This window comes from Streptomyces collinus (genome assembly GCF_031348265.1).
In the GTDB taxonomy this organism is placed as follows: domain Bacteria; phylum Actinomycetota; class Actinomycetes; order Streptomycetales; family Streptomycetaceae; genus Streptomyces; species Streptomyces collinus.
Map to the genome: position 1 here is coordinate 1,617,091 of NZ_CP133771.1, position 17,646 is coordinate 1,634,736.

A 17,646-nucleotide genomic window follows, 5' to 3' on the forward strand; every position below is an offset into this window, starting at 1 on the left:
GAAGTCTGCCCAGGAGCGGCGCGGACCGTCTGAGTACGCGCCTGAGTATCCGCACTCATGTCGTGCGAGGTGACGCGGACCACACTGCCAGCCATGACCCACCTTCCGCCCCCGGCCGAGGAATTGCGGCTCCTCGATGCCGAACTCCGGCAACTGGACGCCCGGCGCGCCCAGTTGCTGACGCGTCGCGCCTGGCTGGTCGCGGCACTGCAGCAGCCGCGGCCCTGGGCCTCGGCGCAGCCCCCGATCACCGTATCGCCGCGCCCTGAGACGGCGGCGCCCAGCGTGCAGAACGTGCTGCTGGTCCTCGGCGGTGTCCTGCTCACGCTCGCAGCGGCGGTGTTCACGCTGGTCAGCTGGGGGCAGATGGGGATCGCCGGGCGGGCCCTGGTGCTCGGCGCGGTCACGCTGGCCACGCTCGCCGCGCCCGTGGCTCTGCTGAAGCGGGGGCTGCGGTCGACGGCCGAGTCCGTGGCGGGTCTCGGGCTCGCCCTGACCGTCCTGGACGCCTACGCACTGCACGCGGCGGCCCTTTCCGGGACGGACGGCACCGGGTACGCGGCGGCCGCGGCCGCGGTGCTGGCGGTGACCTGGGCGGGGTACGGCCTGCTGCCGGTCACGGCGTCGCTCCGTCTGCCCCTGCCGTGCGCCCTGGCCGCGGCCCAGTTCCCGCTGTTGCTGTGGACCCTGTCCGCCGACGCGGGTGCGGAGGCGATCACGGCCGCGCTGCTGGTGACGGCCGGGCTCGACGCGGTGGCGGTGGTTCGGCTGACGGCCGGGGCCGCGCGGATCACCGCCGTCGCCGGTGCGTACGGCATGGGCGGCTGGGGTGTGCTGGGGGCCGGCTGGCTGTCCTTGACGGCCGGCGGTCCGGGTGACGCTTCCCGTGCCGGGGCGCTGCTCCTGCTGGCGGCGGCGATCGCCCTGGGTACGGCCCGGCCGGAGCCGGGCAGGAAGCACGCCCTCGGCCTCGCGATCGCGTCCGGGCTGCTCGTGGTGGCCGCGCTCGGCGGGGTGGCCCGCTCGGTGGTGCCCTCGCAGTGGGCGGTTCCGGCTCATCTGGCCGTCGGTGTCGCCCTGTTGGCAGCGGTGCGGGCCGAACGGCTCCCGGACGCGATGCGCAGGGGCTTCGCCTGGGCCTCCGGTGCCGTACAGGCGCTGGCGGTGCTGTGGACGCTGCCCGTCGTCGCCGTGGTGCTGCTGGGTCCGGCCGTCCGGCTGGGCCGGGTGTGGAGCGGTGCTCCGGCGGACGCCCGTGCGGCGGTGGCCGCCGATGTGCCCTGGCCGCCGGACACAGCACCGGCTCCCTTGGTGCTGGTGGCTGTCGCCGCCGTTCTCGCCCTGGCGGTCCGCGCGCAGGAGTGGCGCGGGCGTGCCCGGCTGAGTGCCGCGGGGCTGCTCTGGGCCACGGCTCTGATACTTCCAGCGATCGTCGAGGCTCCGTACCTCGCGGGGATGCTCGTCCTGGGCGTCATCACGGCGGTCGCGCTGTACGCGTGCCGGGTCACGGAGGGGGCCGCGCAGGTCACGGCCCTCGTCCTCGCCCTGGTCACGGCCGCCGGCCTCACCCTGGTCTCGCTCGCCTCCCAGTCCGCGACCCTGGTGGTGCTCTCCGCGCTGACGGCGCTGTTCGCAGCGGCCTCGTGGCGGGCGGGCGTCGCCCCCTTCACCGCTCCGGCCGCTCTCGTGCACGCCGCCGCGCTGGCCGCCGCGTCCGGTGCCGCGGCGGACTGGCCGTCGGCCCGAACCGCCTTGCCGGTACTCGCCGTTGCCGGTGCCGCCGCCCTGCTGGCGGCGCGCCTGGGCGCATCCCGGACGACGGTGCCCGTCGAGGCCGTGGGCGCAGCCGTGGCTCTGTTCGCCGTGGCGCTCGCCGTCACCGACCCGCCGATGCTCGCCCTGGTCCTGGCCCTGTGCGGGGTGATCGCCGCGGGCACGGCCCTGCGCGAGGGGCGTCGTCCGGTCGGCTACCCGGCCACGGCCCTGTTCGTGCTGGCCGCGTGGGTACGCCTGGCGGCCTGGGACGTGGGCACGCCCGAGGCGTACACGCTCCCGGTGACCGTCCCGGCGCTGCTCGTCGGTGCCCTGCGCCGGCGCCGCGACCCGCAGGCCTCCTCCTGGACGTCGTACGGCGCCGGCCTCACCGTCACGCTCCTGCCGAGCCTGGTCGCGGCCTGGGCCGACCCGTACTGGCCACGGCCACTGCTGCTGGGCGGTGCGGCGCTGCTGGTCACGCTACTGGGCGCCCGGCATCACCTCCAGGCACCGCTGGTGCTCGGCGGCTCGACGCTGGCCCTGATCACCCTGCACGAACTCGCCCCGTACGTCGTGCAGGTGACGGGGGCACTCCCCCGCTGGGCACCTCCCGCCCTCGCCGGGCTCCTGCTGCTCGCCCTCGGGGCGACGTACGAGCAGCGGATCCGCGACGTCCGTCGGGTGCGGGAGGCCCTGGGGAGGATGGACTAGGGACGTCGAGGCCGTCTCGACTGCGGACAAGTCCCGTGATGTCATACGTTCTCCGATCGGCCGCCGTGGCAGCGGCACGCTCGGGCGGAGGCGGGAGGCGGGGGGCATCATGACGGACCTGCAGGAATCGGCGGGCCGGGGCGCGGGCGCCGGGGACCAGGGGACGCTGGAGCGCCTGCTCTCGGTGGTGGGGGCGGGGGCCGTGGAGTTGCACACGGCCCCGGAGGGGCTGCGGACACAGGTCACCGGTGTGCATGTGCTGGACGCCCTGGAACCGGCCATCAGACCACGGGAGTTACTGCTCGCGGTCGGCGTAGACCCGGGCTCGGCGCATGCCGTCGACGTCGTGCGCCGGGCCGGTGAGGCCGGTGCGGCGGGTGTGGTGTTCGGTCCGGGACGGCCGGAGCCCACCGGGCGGGCGCTGCAGACGGCCGCGGAGGAGGGCGGCACGGCGGTGCTCTTCCGCACCGCCTGGTGCACCTGGGCACAGCTCGTGGGGGTGCTGAGGGCCGGGCTGGCCGCGGCGGGTGCTCCCCCGATGCCCGCCACCAGCGGCGTGCCCCTGGGCGATCTGGACTCCCTGGCCGAGGCGGTGGCCGCCCTGGTGGGAGGCTCGGTGACGATCGAGGACACGGAGTCGCGGGTGCTGGCGTACTCGTCCACCGAGGAGAACGTGGACGAGATGCGCCGGCTGACGATCCTCGGCCGCCGGGTGCCGCCCTGGCGGGTGGCGGCCATGCGGGAGGCGGGGTTCTTCCAGGCGCTGTGGGGTGCGGGCGATGTGCTGCACCGGCCCGCCCACGGGCAGGATCCGGAGCGTCTGGTGGGGGCCGTGCGGGCGGGCGGGGAGGCGCTCGGCTCCATCTGGGTGGCGGCGGTGGCCGGCCGGCCGCTGGCGCCGAACGCCACGGAGACGCTGCGCGCGGCGGCCCGGACCGCCGCCGCCCACCTGCTCCACCACCGCACCCACAGCTCGGACGGCCGGCTGGTGGAGGATGCGGCCCGGGCGCTGCTGGAGGACCGTGGGTCCGTGGAGGTGCTCGCGGAGCGGGCCTCGCTGCCGCCCCGGGAACCCTGTGCCGTCCTGGCGGTGGGCATCGGTTCCGGCCACCCCGCGGACGACGGTCCGTCCGGGCTGTACGGCCTGCTGACCCTGCACTGCGCGGCCCTGGGCCACCGCGTCGTGGTGGTCCCGGCGGGCGGCGGGGCCTGGGTGCTGGTGAGCGGGCTGGAGCGCGACGCCCGGCGGGCCGACGGCCAGGTGAGGCGGCTGGGGAGCGCACTGGCCGATCAGCTGTCGGCGACGATCGGCTCGACGGTGAAGGCGGGTCTCGGCGACGTGGTCCCCGGCCTGGCGGGGGCGCCCGCATCACGCCGGTCGGCCGAGCGGGCCCTCCAGGCGCTCCTCGCGACCGCCGGGCCGCACACCGTCGCGCGGAGCGAGGACGTCGCGGACACCGTGGGCATCCTCCAGGTCGTCGAGGCCCTGCGCGAGGTGACGCTGCCGCCGCGGACCTCGGTGGCCCGGCTGAGGGAGTTCGACGCCGATCACGGCGGCAGTTGCCTGGTGGAGACCCTGCGCGCCTACCTCGACCACTTCGGTGACGTGTCCGCCGCCTCGCGCGCGCTGGGCGTGCACGCCAACAGTCTGCGCTACCGATTGCGCCGGATCAGGCAGGTGTCGGGGCTGGACCTGGAGAGTCCCGACGCCCGGCTGCTCGCCCAGGTGCAGCTGCGTCTGGGCGCAGAGGCCGACGGCGCACGCCCCTGAACGTGCGGCACCCGAGAGGGGAGCGGGCGCGGGAGGCGGCCCCAGTCGCCGCCGAGGCGGCCGGCTCGGCGGGCCGCCGTTCGGCCGGGACCACCATCGCGGGGCCTCGCTTTTGTCGTATCTCCCAACACCCGGGTCCGGACGAGGAGTTGTTGCACCTTACCGCCGTAGGTGAGGCGCGGGTCTTTGACGACTCGACGAAGACGCCGTCCCGGTGCGGGCCGCAGCCTGGTGTTCCACCCGGGGCTGTCCCAGGCCTCGCGTACGACACCGGAAGGCTCACCATGACCGGACTGACCCCCGCCGCCGAGCGGCGGACACGGATCCTCCAGGAAGCGGTGCGGCAGGGACTGCTGGACGCCGGGCGGTCCCAGCTGGCCGCCTTCGTCGACCTCGACGGCGTCGCCGCGACCGTCGCGTCCCTGCACCGCGCCTTCCCCTCCGCGCCGCGCGTGCTGCACGCGTTCGCCGCCAAGGCGAACTGCCTGGTGCCGGTGCTGGCGGAGCTCAGGCGACTCGGCATGGGCTGCGAGGTGGCCACCGCGGGTGAGCTGGCCCGCGCGCTGGCAGCCGGGTTCGCGCCGGACCGGATCGTCTTCGACTCCCCCGCCAAGACGGAGGCCGAGCTGCGGCACGCCCTCGACCTGGGTGTGGCCGTCAACGCGGACAACTACCAGGAACTGGCGCGGATCGACCGGGCCCTGGACGGCCGCGTCCCGGTCTCGCGGATCGGAGTGCGGGTCAACTCCCAGCTCGGCGGCGGCAGCATCGCCGCGATGAGCACGGCGACGAGCACCTCGAAGTTCGGCGTCCCCCTGGCGGACCCGGGAAGCCGGCAGCGGCTGCTGCGCGCCTATCACGACCACCCGTGGCTGACCTGGGTGCACACGCACGCCGGTTCGCAGGGGTGCCCGCTCGACCTCATGGCCGGCGGGGTCGGGCAGGCCGTGGCGTTCGCCGAGGAGGTCAACGCCTCGCTCGGGCGGCGCCAGGTCGTCGGCATCGACATCGGCGGCGGACTGCCCGTCAACTTCGCCGACGACGAGACCACACCCACCTTCGACACGTACGTCCGGCAGCTGCGCGCCCAGGCTCCCGCCCTGTTCTCCGGCGGGTACGAGATCGTCACCGAGTTCGGGCGGTCCGTCCTCGCCAAGAACGGGTTCACCGCCGCGTACGTCGAGTACACCAAGAGCATGGGCGGCCGGCCGATCGCGGTCACCCACGCCGGTGTGCAGGTGGCCACCCGGACGGTGTTCAACCCCGACGCCTGGCCGTTGCGGATCGAGGCGCACGACGGAAGCGGCAGGGCCAAGCGGGGCGGACCGGTCCGCCAGGACATCGCGGGACCCGCCTGCTTCGCCGGGGACCTGCTGGCGCGTGACCGCGCGCTGCCGCTCCTGGAACCGGGCGACCTCATCACCGTCCCGGACACCGGCGCCTACTACTTCTCGACGCCCTTCCACTACAACAGCCTGCCCGAACCCGCCGTGTACGGGGTCAGGACGAGTGGTGACGGCGGCGGTGTCCGCTTCGAACTCCTGCGTCCCGCGCAGGATCCGTGGGACGTGCCGGGCCCGGACGGGCACGCCCTCCCCGGGCGACAGCAGGAGTACGAACCCGTTCACGGCGTCGGCTGAGGGGCACCGAGGTGGCACAGGCCAACCGTCGGCGGCCCGGCGGGGACGGACCGCTCCTCAGCCAGCGCACCGCGATCGTCTTCCTGCTGGCAGCCCTGACAGGCATCGGTGCCACTGTTCTGGCGGCGCTGGCCGGCAACGTGTGGCCGGTCGCGGTGAGCGTCGGAGGCGGGGTGGTGGCCCCGGCCGTCCTGTTCTTCCATCAGATCATCGACTAGATGGTCAATTCCAAGGGATCCCTGCGGGGGGTGTGGGGTGGGCGGCGGCCGAAGCCACCTCGAGACGGTCAGGCAGCGGGCTGCCGGCCCGGTTGTCGAGGTGGCAGCGGGCGGTCAGGCGTCAGGGTCGGCTTCATGGTGTGTGAAACGCACGGGCTTGCCCAGCGACCGGGCGTAGGCGATTTCGGCTCGGGTGCTGTCTCCGATGTAGTCGCCGGCCACGAGCACCTCATCAGCGAGCCGGATCTTTGCCCGGTACAGATCGTCGAGTCGAGCCTTCAGCGCCTCGGCCTCGACAGGATCGGACCAGAGTTCGTGCGGCGACTTCATGTCCCCAGCCCGGTTTGACGACGATCCTTCCGGCTCTGGATCTCCCGCAGATCGGCCTCGTTCATCTCGGTCATGAAGCGCGTGGAGCCGCAGATCACGACGGCGGCGCTTGGTCTCGCGCTGCGAGCCCCGGCGAGGGTGGTGACCACCGGGGCCCAGGGAGGGGTCGGGATTCCCTGTGTCCCGTGCATTCAGGAAATCCGAAGCTTCGTCAGTGCGATGGCTCCTCGGGAGCCGCCGTCAGTAAGCGAGTTGGAGCAGCAAGGACTCGCCGTGCCCCCGGCGGCGTCGGACGTGGCCACGCCAGCCGGCCAGAATGGCGATCAGTGTCCAACCCACCGTGCCGGAGATCAGGCCACTCATCCGCCCCGCAGCGTCCACGTCATCCGCCTGCTCCATCGGAACGACACCCTTCGGATCACGGATGACGTCGAGTCGGTCTCCCACCTTGGGAACCCACATGTCACCGTCGTGACCCAGCTTCTCCTCCAGCTCGTCTCCGTTGGTGGCCCGAAGGGTGAAGCGGTGATTGCCACTCGACGTTCCGGCCGCGCTGTCGGCCACGATGACGACGTTCTCCCGAACACCGCGCAACTCCAGCGCCGCTTCAGGCGCGTACTGCACGGCCCCGACGAGGACGAAGAGCGCCGGCACCGAGGACAGGACCGTCAGCCACAGGGCCCGATGGAGCAAGAGCAGCGCCACAGCGAACGCCAGGCACAGCACCACCCCGACCATGATGGGGATCCATTCCGACCCCAATGTCAGGTACGCGATACCGGCGGTGCCCACAGCGGTCCCCCACCCGAAGGCCACCAACGCGACGGTGCGGCGCACCGACTTCCACGGTGCCACGGCCTCAGCGGGCGGCTCGTCTGCACTGTCCGCCGATACCACCATGCTGCGCTGTATGCCACCTGGCATTTTCGCTCCTGTCCCGCTTGTTGCTGCTGCCCATTCACTTCGGCAAGCACGCTACAGCGACGTCGGGACTGGTGGGCTCGCAGTGTAGGTGATGGTTGTCCGCGCTCGGCAGTTCGGGTCGATGGACGCCGCGGCCGCGGTGGGGTGCCGGGCCGCCATGGCAGGCCCGGACGGCCGTCGGCCGGTCGGCTTCCGACGCCCGCGCATCCGCGGCCGCCGACAGCCACCATGCTCCTGGACTCGCGCCCCGCCTCATCACCCAGCGACAACTCGGCTCACTGTGTGCGTCGTTGCAAAGGTGATGACGGCCCTCCTGTATGGCGAGCGACCGCGCGGGAACCGTGAGTCGGACGCTGGCTCCGCCACCTTCTTCGCCGCCGGACGCCGCGTCGACGTCGCTGGGCGGGTGGCCGGATGCTCGGGCGCGGACCGGGCGGTGGGAGCGTCCACCGGCGCGACGGCCTTCGTGTCCGGCGCGGCCTGGCACGTGAACGTCTCCGGCTCCGCGGGCTGCGGCACGACGGCCCCAGCCGCCGGGGCGGGGGGTGCCGAGCGCGGGGCTGGCATCACCGCCTGCCGATGTTCGAGACCGACGAAGCAGGACCGTAGCCCGACGGTACGGTGGTCAGGTGGCGAACATCTTTTCTGGTGGAGGCCGGGAGCTGGATCTGTCCAACGGCGCCACCGAGGCGTTTGTTGAGGTGCTGATGCTCGCTGTGTCCGATCTTGCATCCGAGGCCTGGGACCTTCGCTTCGCAGCGCTATTGATCGCGCAGGACCAGAACGTGATGGGCCGAGGTGCGGTCGGTTTCCACCTGGAGGAGATCGACTGGGGCGCCGGCGAATCCCAGCGCGCGCGGTCCAAGGACTTCGTCCTGCGCACCACAGCTCTCGCAGCCAGCGGACACCGCTGGAGCGAGTTGGGCTACCACCCGCCCCGTGTGCACGAGTACCTGCATCAATTCAGGGTCATGGTGGAATCCTTCACCCCGCCGGCCGACAGCGGCCCGTACCACCACTTCCCCGGACCGGACGGGGCGGCGATGGCATCGTGCACGCGTCACCGCGTCCTCAGCGGGCTCCCGAAGTGGGAAGGCTGCTTCCTGTGTAACCGGCCCCGATAGCCGTGGGGGTCGGGCACTGCCATCCCGCGCCGGGCGACAGGCGGCGCTGGGCTGACCGGATCACGGTGGCACTGGTCATCGATGCATCTTCCATGATCGGGAGTTACACCGCACGATGTGCGGTCCCCCTACGATCACTGACCCCTTGGAATCGATCATCCAGGACGAGCGGTTCCCGCCACGGCGTCGCCACGGGAACCGCTCGTTAGGGCTTGCGGCTTGTCGACCTTTCAGTTTGTTGGGCTTCTGCTCGTTCGGCGTCCCGCTCGTTCAGCTTCCCGCTACGGCATCTTGTCGCCGAGCAGCGCCAGGTTCTCGATGGCGGCGAGGCCGTACAGCGCGGTGTCGTTCGTGGACACCCAGGTGGCCTCGCTGCCCGCCACCAGCGCGACCGGCCCGCTCAGCTTCTCCGTCTTCCAGGGCGCCGACTCCTTGTAGCCGTCGGAGTTGTAGAACTTCTCCCACGCCCGCTTGGCGAGCTTCTCGTCCCCGGTCTTGACGGCCGCGTACGCGTCGAGGCGCGAGTGCCCCTGGAAGAGCAGCAGGGAGCCGAAGTTGGAGCCGTAGCGTGCCGCCTGTTCGGCCTTGGTGGCGTTGAAGTAGCGGCAGTAGTCGAAGTACGCCTCGTTGAACTTCGGCATGTCGACCAGGTCGATGAGCTCGGCGCACAGCTCGTTGAGGCCGAAGACGGCCGAGAGGTGCGAGACCTCCACCTTGGGCTTGTCGGCGACGGCGAACTTGCCCGTGTCCAGGTCGTACAGGCCGCTGCCCTGGACGAAGCCGTTGGGCTGGGCGGCGATGGTCTCCATCGTGGACAGCACGCGGGCCTTGGCCTTCTCCCACTTGGGGCCCTTGCGCTCCCACTCCGTCAGCCAGGCCGACACCAGGCCGCTCCAGTCCGTGCCGAAGCCGATCGACAGGGCGTGCCGGTCGGGGGTGTACGGCTCGGTGCGGATCTTGCGCAGCGGGTCGAGGGCGAGGAACGTCTCGTCGGAGTCGACGTTGGCGTGCATGAGGTCGCCGACGCGTTCGTCCGCCGTGAGGAAGTAGTAGTAGCGCCGGTAGGTGGTGTTGGCGATGCGCTGCTGCTTGGCGCTGTCGGCGAAGTGCTGCACACCGTGGCGGGTGCCGAGGCCCGCCCATTTGCCCAGGTGGTAGACGTCGACCTCGCCGGTGTGCCGGGTCATCGCCTCGGCGAAGCGGAAGATGTCGGAGCGGCCGGAGCGCAGGTAGGCGAACCAGAGCCACAGGTCCGGCGACAGCTCGGAATTGTCCCAGGCGTAGCCGCCGATGTCGTAGCGCCACTGGTGCCGGAAGGTGTCGTAGGTGTGCATGATGTCGCCGTAGTCCCAGAAGCCGTACCAGCGGCGCTGCTCCACCTGGTCCTTGTAGTAGGTGAAGAGGAAGTCGAGGTGGTCCTCGATCTTCGCCTTGGCCGGGGTGGAGCGGTCGGGCTCGGAGTACAGGCCCGGTCCGAAGACCTTGGCCTTGATGAGCTGCCTGGGCGGGGCGGCCAGCTGCGGCAGTACGCGGACGGCCTCGACCTGCTCGGCGAACCGGTCGGGGCTCGGGGTCGAGTCGTTGGCCCAGAAGAGGAGTTCGGAGGTGCGGGCGATGCCGTACGGGGTGCCGAACTCCGGCTCGTAGTCCTCGTAGGTGATGTTGAGGCCTTCGAGCTGCTCCGGGAAGGTGTCCTGGCCCATGCCGTCGTGGTAGAAGCGCATGTCCATGGGCTGCGCCTCGGGCGACCAGAGCCAGAGGGTCACCTCGGCCTCGTCGGTGTGGGCGTCCCGGATGTCGAGCTGGGCGGGGAACTTCTCCCAGAAGTCGCGCAGCCCGAAGGAGAACCCGCCGCTCGCGCCTCCGACGTAGCCGAAGCCGGACGCGCGCCGGCCACCGCCCGCGGCGACCCAGCCGTGCCCCTTCTTGGTGCGCTTGCGCAGCGTGAAGCCGTCGGCGGAGAGCTGGGAGAGGGTGTAGTCGCCCCACTCGGGGATGTACTGCAGCCGGGTCGTCACCCGCTGGTCCCAGGTGGCGGGGTCGGGCAGCTTCTTGCCCTCGAACTGGGCCGCCTGCACGGCCGCGCCCGGGTCCCGGCGCAGTCCGGTGATGCCCTTGACGGCTTCGCGCAGCAGTCCGGTGCCGTCGCCGCCGATGCGGATGTGGCGGTCGTACGACGCGTCCCGCATCGGCACGGTGAAGCGGACGCCGAGGCCGCGGATGAAGTCGCCACTGGCCTTGCCCGGCTCCTGCTTGCCGTCGTAGGTGATGGTGTGCACCATGCGGAAGGAGTCGGCGCCCGCGTAGAAGTAGAGCCTGATCGAGAAGGGCAGCCAGTTGCGTCCGCCCTTGCGGTGCTTGCCGTCGATGCGGACGACCGCGCGGACCGGGCCCGCCTGCTCGACCTCGACCTTGGAGATCGCGCCGTCGAAGCGCTCGGTCCTGACCGCGCCCTGGTCCTCGTCCTCGATCTCGGGCTGGCGGATCAGCACGAGACGGCCGTTCCTCGCGATCTCGGTGGAGCCGCGGGTGACCGACTTGACGAGGGTGGAGCCGGAGTTGCCGATCCTCGCGGTGATGACGCCGGTCGAGATGTCGATGGTGCCGCCGCGCTTCTCGACGGTGACCTTCTTCTCGGGAGCGGCGGGGGTCCCGGCGGCGAGGGTGAGCTTGCCGTCGCCCGAGGCGACCGCGTGCGCGGTCCACTTGAGGGAGCCGTCGGGCCAGTAGGCGATCGGCCAGGACTGCACGGGCACGGCCTTGCCGCCGGCGTCCGTCAGCGCGAAGGTCTGGTCCTTCTGGTACGTGCCCTTGGGCCAGGGCACGCCGACGGTGGATCCTGGCGCGGCGCCGAGGCCGCCGTCCTCCAGCCAGTCGAGGGTCACCGGGTCGGCGTCGGCGGTTTCGGCTCCGGGCGCGGCCTGGGCGTCCTGGGCTCCCAGCGCCCAGCTGAACTGGGCGGCGGCTCCGGTGACGGCGGCTGCCTTGAGGAGGGATCTGCGGGGGATGGGAGACATGGCGATGCTGCCTTTCCTCGTCCGTGCGGGAAGCGAATCCGTACGCTGGTCAGGGCATGACAGAGAGAGGTGCGGCGCCGGGGCGCCGACCTGGAACATGGGGACACCGCCGTTCAGCGGTGCCGGTACCGCTCCTCCACGGCGACGGCCGCCGCCGCGACGGCACCGAGGACCGCGACCGCCAGCGGCGCGGCGAACCAGGCGGACACGGCCACGACGGCCAGCCCGCCGACGATCAGGAAGGACCCGGCCGGATCGAGCACCGTGCGGCGCCCGGCCTCGGCCAGCAGCCTCCGCCAGCGCGCTCCCGGCTCCCAGACCGCCGCCGCGCGCAGCCCGGCCACGACGAGCGCGATCAGCGCGACGACCCCGACGGCCCCGACGAGCGGCCCGCCGGGAACCCCCGCCCGGACCGCCTGCACGTCCACCCAGACCGCGGCCACCGCCGCCCACCCGGCCAGCCCGGCGAGCCATCCGCCGCGCAGGGCGGTGCGGAAGTCGGCGACGAACTCCCGCCAGCCGCCGCCCTCATGGGCTGTACGGCGCCGCAGATGCCGCGCCCCGGCGGCGAACGCGGCGGGATAGGTGACGACTCCCAGTGAGGCCACCGCGATCCACACACCGGTCAGCAGACACTCGGCGAACACCGCGAACCGCTCGGCCAGTGCCGACTCCCCCCGTGCCTTCACCCGTGTCCCGGCCATGCCCGCCTCAGCCCTTCAGACCCGACGTGGCCATGCCGTCGATCAGATACCGCTGGAAGGCGAGGAAGAAGGCGAGCACCGGCAGCAGCGCCACCAGCGACATGGCGATCATGCCGCCGTAGTTGGCCAGCCCTTCCTGGTCGACGAACATCTTCAGGCCGAGCGAGACCGTGTACTTGTCGGGCTCGTTGAGGTAGATCAGCGGGCCCATGAAGTCGTTCCAGGAGTTGATGAACGTGAAGATCGCACTGGTGATCAGGGCCGGCCGGCTCAGCGGCAGGACGATCGACCAGTAGATCCGGAAGTGCCCGCAGCCGTCGAGGCGGGCCGCCTCGTCCAGCTCCTTGGGCATGTTGCGCATGAACTGCACCATCAGGAAGATGAAGAACGCCTCGGTGGCCAGGTACTTTCCGAGCAGCAGCGGCGTGTAGGTGTTGATCATCTCCATGTTGCGGAACAGCACGTACTGCGGGATCAGCAGCACGTGGTACGGCAGCAGGAGCGTCCCGATCATCAGCGTGAACAGCAGATTGCGGCCCGCGAACCTGATCCTCGCGAAGGCGTAGGCCGTCAGCGAGCAGGACACCAGGATGCCGATGACCGAACCGACGGCCAGGAAGAGCGAGTTGAGGAAGAACGTGGAGATCGAGATGTCGGCGATGCCGTCGGCGAGGCTCTGGTAGTTGTCGACGACCGGGTCCCCCGGGAAGAGATCCAGGCTGCCGACGATGTCCTCGCTCTTCTTGAACGACCCGCCGACGACCCAGATCACCGGGTAGAGGATCACCGCGAGGATCAGCAGGGACCCGAGGTGCCAGGCGAGGGAGCCGGGCAGCTTGTGGCGGAGTGCTCCGCCTCCGGTGGCGGGCTTGATGTCGGTGGCCTGCGCACTCATCGGGCGCCCTCCTCGTAATGCACCCAGCGCTTCTGGGACCAGAACAGCACCGCCGTCACCAGGGCGACCGCGATCAGCAGGAGCCAGGCCATCGCGGAGGCCAGACCCATGCGGCTGTTCTCGAAGCCCTGGACGTAGAGGTAGCAGGTGTAGACCATCGAGCCGTCGGCCGGGCCGCAGGCGTTGCTCCCCGCACCACCGCCGACGATGTACGCCGAGCTGAAGATCTGGAAGGAGTGGATCGTCTCCAGCAGGACGTTGAAGAAGAGGACGGGGGAGATCATCGGCAGCGTGATGTTCCAGAACCGCCGCATCTTGCCCGCTCCGTCGACCTCGGCCGCCTCGTACAGCTCACGCGGGACCTGCTTGAGACCGGCCAGGAAGATGACCATGGGGGCGCCGAACTGCCAGACGGTGAGCGCCACGAGGCTGTAGATGATCATGTCCGGGTCGCCGGTCCAGCCGCCGACGTCGATCCCGAAGATCTTCTGGGTACGGTCGACCACCGCGTCGTCGGAGAAGATCGCCTTCCACACGATCGCGACGGAGACGCTCGCACCGATGAGCGACGGCGCGTAGAAGGCGGCCCGGTAGAAGGCCTGCCCGCGCCGGCTCTGGGCGAGCAGCAGCGCCACACCGAGGGCGGCGAGCAGCTTCAGCGGCGTGCCGACGGCGACGTACCAGAGCGTCACCTGCACCGAATGGCGCCAGCGCGGATCACCGAACATCTCGGAGAAGTTGTCGAGGCCGATCCACTGGGGCGCGTCGAACAGGTTGTAGTCGGTGAAGGCGAAGTAGAGCGAGGCGATCATCGGGCCCGCTGTCAGGAGCAGGAACCCGGCGATCCACGGAGACATGAAGAGATAGCCGGCCAGGTTCTCCCGGCGCCGCCGCCGCTTGAGGGCGGCGGGGCGCGGGGAGCCCACCGGACCGTGCCGCGGCTCGGAGCCCTTGCCCTTGGGCAGGTCCTCCATCGCAGGGGCGTGTGTCACGGTGGTTCCCATCAGGCGCCGAGAGCCGTCTTCGACTCGGTGAAGAACTGCTTGACGGCCTCGTCCACCGACCTCTTGCCCAGGCCCATCTCCTCGGCGATGCGCAGGAACGCCGACTCGCAGATGTCCGCGCCGTTCGGGTGCGGAGTGATGGGCTCCAGGACTCCGGCCTTGACGATGGACTGCTCGTAGGCGGCTATCGCCTGGTTGACCGGGTCGGTCGGCTTGTACGCGTCGAACTGGGCCTGCGTCGCGGGCACACCGCGGTCGTAGCCCATGATCTTGGCGACCTCGGGGTCGTGGACCATGAAGTCGATGAACTGGGCGACTTCCTTCGGGTGCTGGGTGCGCTTGGAGGCGCTCAGCATGAGGGAGCCGAGGTACTGCCCGGTCTTCTTGCCGTCCGTCGTCGGGATGGGGGCCAGGCCGTACTCGCTCTTGCCCTCGGAGGTGTAGCGGACGGTGAAGTTGTCCCAGGTGAACTCGCTGCCCGCGAGCTCCGCGGCGAGCGCGGACTTGGGCTTGATCTGCGCGACCTTCTTGGGGTCGGAGTAGATGCCCTCCTCGACACCCTTCCTGGCCTTCGTCCACCAGTCCGTCAGGTCCGCCTCGGTGAAGCCGAGTCCGTCCTCGGTGAAGAACGCCTTGCCGTTCTGGCGCAGATAGAGGTCGTAGAGGTACATCGTGCCGTACATGCCGCTGTCGCCGGCGCGGCCGGTCTTGTCCCGGATCTTCTTCATCCCGGCTTCGAAGTCGTCCCACGTCCAGCCCTGCTCCGGCTTCACGCCGGCGCGGGTGTAGACGGGCTTGTCGATGACGAGGGCCATGGAGTTCGAACCGACCGGAACGCCGAGGAGCTTGCCGTCGATCTCGCCGAACTTCTCCAGGCCCGCGCGGAATCCCTCCATCCGGAGGTTGCCCGCCTTCGCCTGCTCGCTCAGATCCAGCAGCACGTTCTTCGCGTCGTATTTACGGAGGAAGCCGATCGCATTCTGGAACACGTCCGGCGGATTTCCGCCGGAGGCCTGGGTGTTGAACTTCTTCCAGAAGTCGAGATAAGGCTGGAAGTCCGTTTTCACCTTGATCTTCGGGTACTTCTTCTCGAAGAGCGCGATGGTCTTGTTGATTCTCTGGGCACGATCCTCCGCACCCCACCACGCGTAACGGATCGTCACCGTCCCGTCCGCGGAGGCCCCTCCGTCGCCACCGCAGCCGGTCGTCGCGGCCAGCCCCAGCGTGGCTGCCGTGGCTCCGGCCGCCTTCAGGACGGTACGTCTCTCAACATTCCTGCCGTTCACCACGGTTGGACCTCCCCGCGTGTCGTCCCGCTTGCATGAATCGTTTCAAGTAAGCGCTTGCTGGCACAAGGTACGGAGGGGCTGAGGGTGCGTCAATGATTCGGACAAGAATTTCTTACCGACGGAGCGGGCGACGGAGCGGGCCGAGAGGGCGGGGCCGGGAGCGGAGCCGAACGACGTCCCTGGTGACGGCCACGCGTCCGAAGAGCCGAACGGGGAGGGCCGGGTCGGGTCGATCCCGGGCCCGACCGGAAGACGACGGTGGGGTTGGGGGTGGGGTTTCGGAGGGCGGAGGTCGGAGGGCGGGGGTCGGATTCGGCCATGTGACGTCGCGGGGAGGGGTTTTGCGGCTGTGGGGGTCGGTTTTTGGCCATGTGAGGTGGAGGCGAGGAGTGTGGCCGGGGGTGGGTCGACGAAGGGACTGCGACTTAGCGTGACGGGGGCATGGTTGGGCGGAGGTGGGTGAGTGGGTGGGCGGTGAGCCCGTGAGCGGACTGCACGGCGTGGGGTGGTGCGCTGGGGTGCGGGCTTGGTGATCAGTACGGCTGACTGGGGCGCCGGCGGCACGGGAGGTGTGGTGCTCGGGGTCCGGGGCTCGAGGTTCGCGGCCCGGGCCCTTGGCTCGGTGAACGTGCGAGCGACGTAGGGGCCGCGACTTGGGCGGCCTGACGTCCAGGACTCGGTGGTTGTGCGGCCGGCAGAGGGGCTGGGGGCAAGGGCGGGCCGGGGCACAGCGGGCCTCAGGGCTTGGTGATCGTCCGGGCGGTCCTCCGGCGGTTCGGCGATGGGCAGGGTCGGCGGGGGCGGCGGGGTGGGGCAGCCTTACCGGCAGACCGGTCGGCCCGGTGACTGGATCTCGTCGGGTAGCTGGCTCGGCGGGGTGCGAGCGGTTCGAAGGGCAGAGGCGTGGCCAGGGCGAGAAGCCGACCGGCACGGGCTTCCCGGCCTACCCGGCCCATGGCGGTATAGGCGCCAGCCGGCCCGGGGAGGCCCGCCGCCGCCCGGCGCGGGGCCGTGCTGGGCGGCGCGGCACGGCGCGGCGCGAGCGACCCGCGCGGCCCGTGCGCCGCAGCGCCGCCCGGGCAGGCCCCCAGGGCTGCGCCGTACTCGTTCGCCGGGTCGGCGGCGGCGAGGATGACGCCCGGGAGGCACCGTCAGGGCGGCTGCGCCGGTCCGCGAACCCCTGGCCCCCCCCCCCGCAGTCCCAGCCCGGGCGAATCTCGGCCACAGGGTCGGCACAGCGGAGAGCTCTCGGCTTCAAGCCCGGCATAGGCCCCGGGCCGGTGGGTCTCAGCCCTCACCGCCCCCCGGCGATCTCTCTCCCCCGCCGGTCAGGAGCGCACCGGAGCCTCCGGCCCGAGGCGGAACCAGGCGTGAACTGTCACGACAGCACGCCGGCGCCGCACGGCGGATCCCGGCGGCACCAGCGGCCTGAGCACAGAGGCCGCCGTCCGGGCGCTCCCGCCCGGCGGAATGCCGTAAGCCGCCCCGCGCGCACAGCCAGCCCGACAACCCGGCACCCACAGCCCCTATAACACCGACGGCCCACCTGCGCAATCGCAGATGGGCCGCTGGTCCGGGTGGGCGATACTGGGTTCGAACCAGTGACCTCTTCGGTGTGAACGAAGCGCTCTCCCACTGAGCTAATCGCCCGGACGCAGGAAGAACATTACCCCATGTCAGGGGGTGCCTGTGACGCTCACTGGTCCTTGATCTTCCACGGCATCGTGATGCCGAACTTCCACAGGTAGATGCCGGCCAGCACGCCGATGATCACCAGCCCGATCGACGTCAGGATGATGTTGCGGCGCCGCACCTTGGGATCGAGGGCGCGCTGCGCCGCCTCGGTGACCTTCCGCTTGGTCCAGCGCAGCACCAGCTGGGCCCAGACGAACTCCGTCGCCCAGATCGCCATGCCGCCGAAGATCACGACCCACCCCGGTCCGGGCAGGGGCAGCATGATGATGCCGGTCACGACGACCGCGAGTCCGATGATGAAGACGCCGACCTGCCAGCTGAGGTGCAGCGCCCGGCGGGCCTTGATGAATTCCGGCGCACGCGAGCCGAGCCCGCGATCCTGCTCGCCGTGTACCTCGCCCGTCCCCGTCTCGTTCGACGCCACGGCCACCTCGCCCGGCTCGTTACTCCCCGTATTCATACGGGGAAACACTACCCGAGCGAAACCAGTCACCGGAATGGACGCAGGACGCGAACGATCCCTCGGCCGGAAGAGTTACGTAAAGGCACGCAAAACACTCAGAGGGGTT

12 protein-coding genes, 1 tRNA gene and 1 pseudogene are annotated in these 17,646 nt (G+C 71.0%); 5 read left to right on the forward strand and 9 right to left on the reverse strand.

What is annotated here, in order from left to right; all coding sequences use genetic code 11:
* The first annotated feature begins 93 nt into the window (after positions 1-93).
* The 4 genes from RFN52_RS07185 to RFN52_RS07200 all read left to right on the forward strand — a co-directional run bounded on the left by RFN52_RS07185 (position 94) and on the right by RFN52_RS07200 (position 6,095).
* Entirely contained in the window at positions 94-2,466 is a 2,373-nt protein-coding gene (locus RFN52_RS07185) for an SCO7613 C-terminal domain-containing membrane protein (protein WP_311240916.1), read from the forward strand.
* 109 nt (positions 2,467-2,575) lie between these two features.
* Positions 2,576-4,237 carry a helix-turn-helix domain-containing protein gene (locus RFN52_RS07190; RefSeq protein WP_184843909.1) on the forward strand — a complete coding sequence of 554 codons (1,662 nt, stop codon included), beginning with the start codon at positions 2,576-2,578 and terminating at the stop codon, positions 4,235-4,237.
* Between the two features lie 284 nt (positions 4,238-4,521).
* Positions 4,522-5,877 carry a type III PLP-dependent enzyme domain-containing protein gene (locus RFN52_RS07195; protein ID WP_184843911.1) on the forward strand — a complete coding sequence of 452 codons (1,356 nt, stop codon included), beginning with the start codon at positions 4,522-4,524 and terminating at the stop codon, positions 5,875-5,877.
* An 11-nt stretch (positions 5,878-5,888) separates the two neighbouring features.
* A complete protein-coding gene (locus RFN52_RS07200) occupies positions 5,889-6,095 on the forward strand; it encodes a hypothetical protein (protein ID WP_062925803.1) in 207 nt (68 codons plus the stop codon).
* 114 nt (positions 6,096-6,209) lie between these two features.
* On the opposite strand, the pseudogene RFN52_RS07205 reads toward RFN52_RS07200, so the two are convergent.
* Both RFN52_RS07205 and RFN52_RS07210 read right to left on the reverse strand, forming a co-directional pair.
* Positions 6,210-6,598, reverse strand: a pseudogene (locus tag RFN52_RS07205) (hypothetical protein).
* Positions 6,599-6,665: 67 nt separating this feature from the next.
* Positions 6,666-7,349 (reverse strand): hypothetical protein, encoded by a 684-nt coding sequence (locus RFN52_RS07210; RefSeq protein WP_311240917.1) that lies wholly within the window; start codon positions 7,347-7,349, stop codon positions 6,666-6,668.
* A 629-nt stretch (positions 7,350-7,978) separates the two neighbouring features.
* Here RFN52_RS07210 and RFN52_RS07215 point away from each other — a divergent pair.
* A complete protein-coding gene (locus tag RFN52_RS07215) occupies positions 7,979-8,473 on the forward strand; it encodes a hypothetical protein (protein ID WP_184843914.1) in 495 nt (164 codons plus the stop codon).
* Positions 8,474-8,754: 281 nt separating this feature from the next.
* Here RFN52_RS07215 and RFN52_RS07220 read toward each other — a convergent pair whose 3' ends face one another.
* The 7 genes from RFN52_RS07220 to RFN52_RS07250 form a co-directional block, all read right to left on the reverse strand.
* The gene (locus RFN52_RS07220; RefSeq protein ID WP_184843916.1) at positions 8,755-11,490 is read right to left on the reverse strand and encodes an exo-rhamnogalacturonan lyase family protein; all 2,736 of its coding nucleotides are present in this window, start codon (positions 11,488-11,490) and stop codon (positions 8,755-8,757) included.
* A gap of 113 nt (positions 11,491-11,603) precedes the next feature.
* Positions 11,604-12,194, reverse strand: a complete 591-nt coding sequence (locus RFN52_RS07225) for a hypothetical protein (RefSeq protein WP_184843919.1) — start codon at positions 12,192-12,194, stop codon at positions 11,604-11,606.
* 7 nt (positions 12,195-12,201) lie between these two features.
* The gene (locus tag RFN52_RS07230) at positions 12,202-13,089 is read right to left on the reverse strand and encodes a carbohydrate ABC transporter permease (RefSeq protein WP_184843923.1); all 888 of its coding nucleotides are present in this window, start codon (positions 13,087-13,089) and stop codon (positions 12,202-12,204) included.
* A complete protein-coding gene (locus RFN52_RS07235) occupies positions 13,086-14,093 on the reverse strand; it encodes a carbohydrate ABC transporter permease (protein WP_184843926.1) in 1,008 nt (335 codons plus the stop codon). The genes RFN52_RS07230 and RFN52_RS07235 overlap by 4 nt, the downstream gene beginning before the upstream one ends.
* Positions 14,093-15,382, reverse strand: coding sequence for an ABC transporter substrate-binding protein (locus RFN52_RS07240; protein ID WP_184843929.1), 1,290 nt, complete (start codon positions 15,380-15,382; stop codon positions 14,093-14,095). The genes RFN52_RS07235 and RFN52_RS07240 overlap by 1 nt, the downstream gene beginning before the upstream one ends.
* Positions 15,383-16,960: 1,578 nt before the next feature.
* Positions 16,961-17,032 (reverse strand) — tRNA-Val (locus RFN52_RS07245).
* Positions 17,033-17,078: 46 nt separating this feature from the next.
* Positions 17,079-17,537, reverse strand: a complete 459-nt coding sequence (locus tag RFN52_RS07250; protein WP_184843933.1) for a TIGR02611 family protein — start codon at positions 17,535-17,537, stop codon at positions 17,079-17,081.
* Positions 17,538-17,646 lie beyond the last annotated feature (109 nt).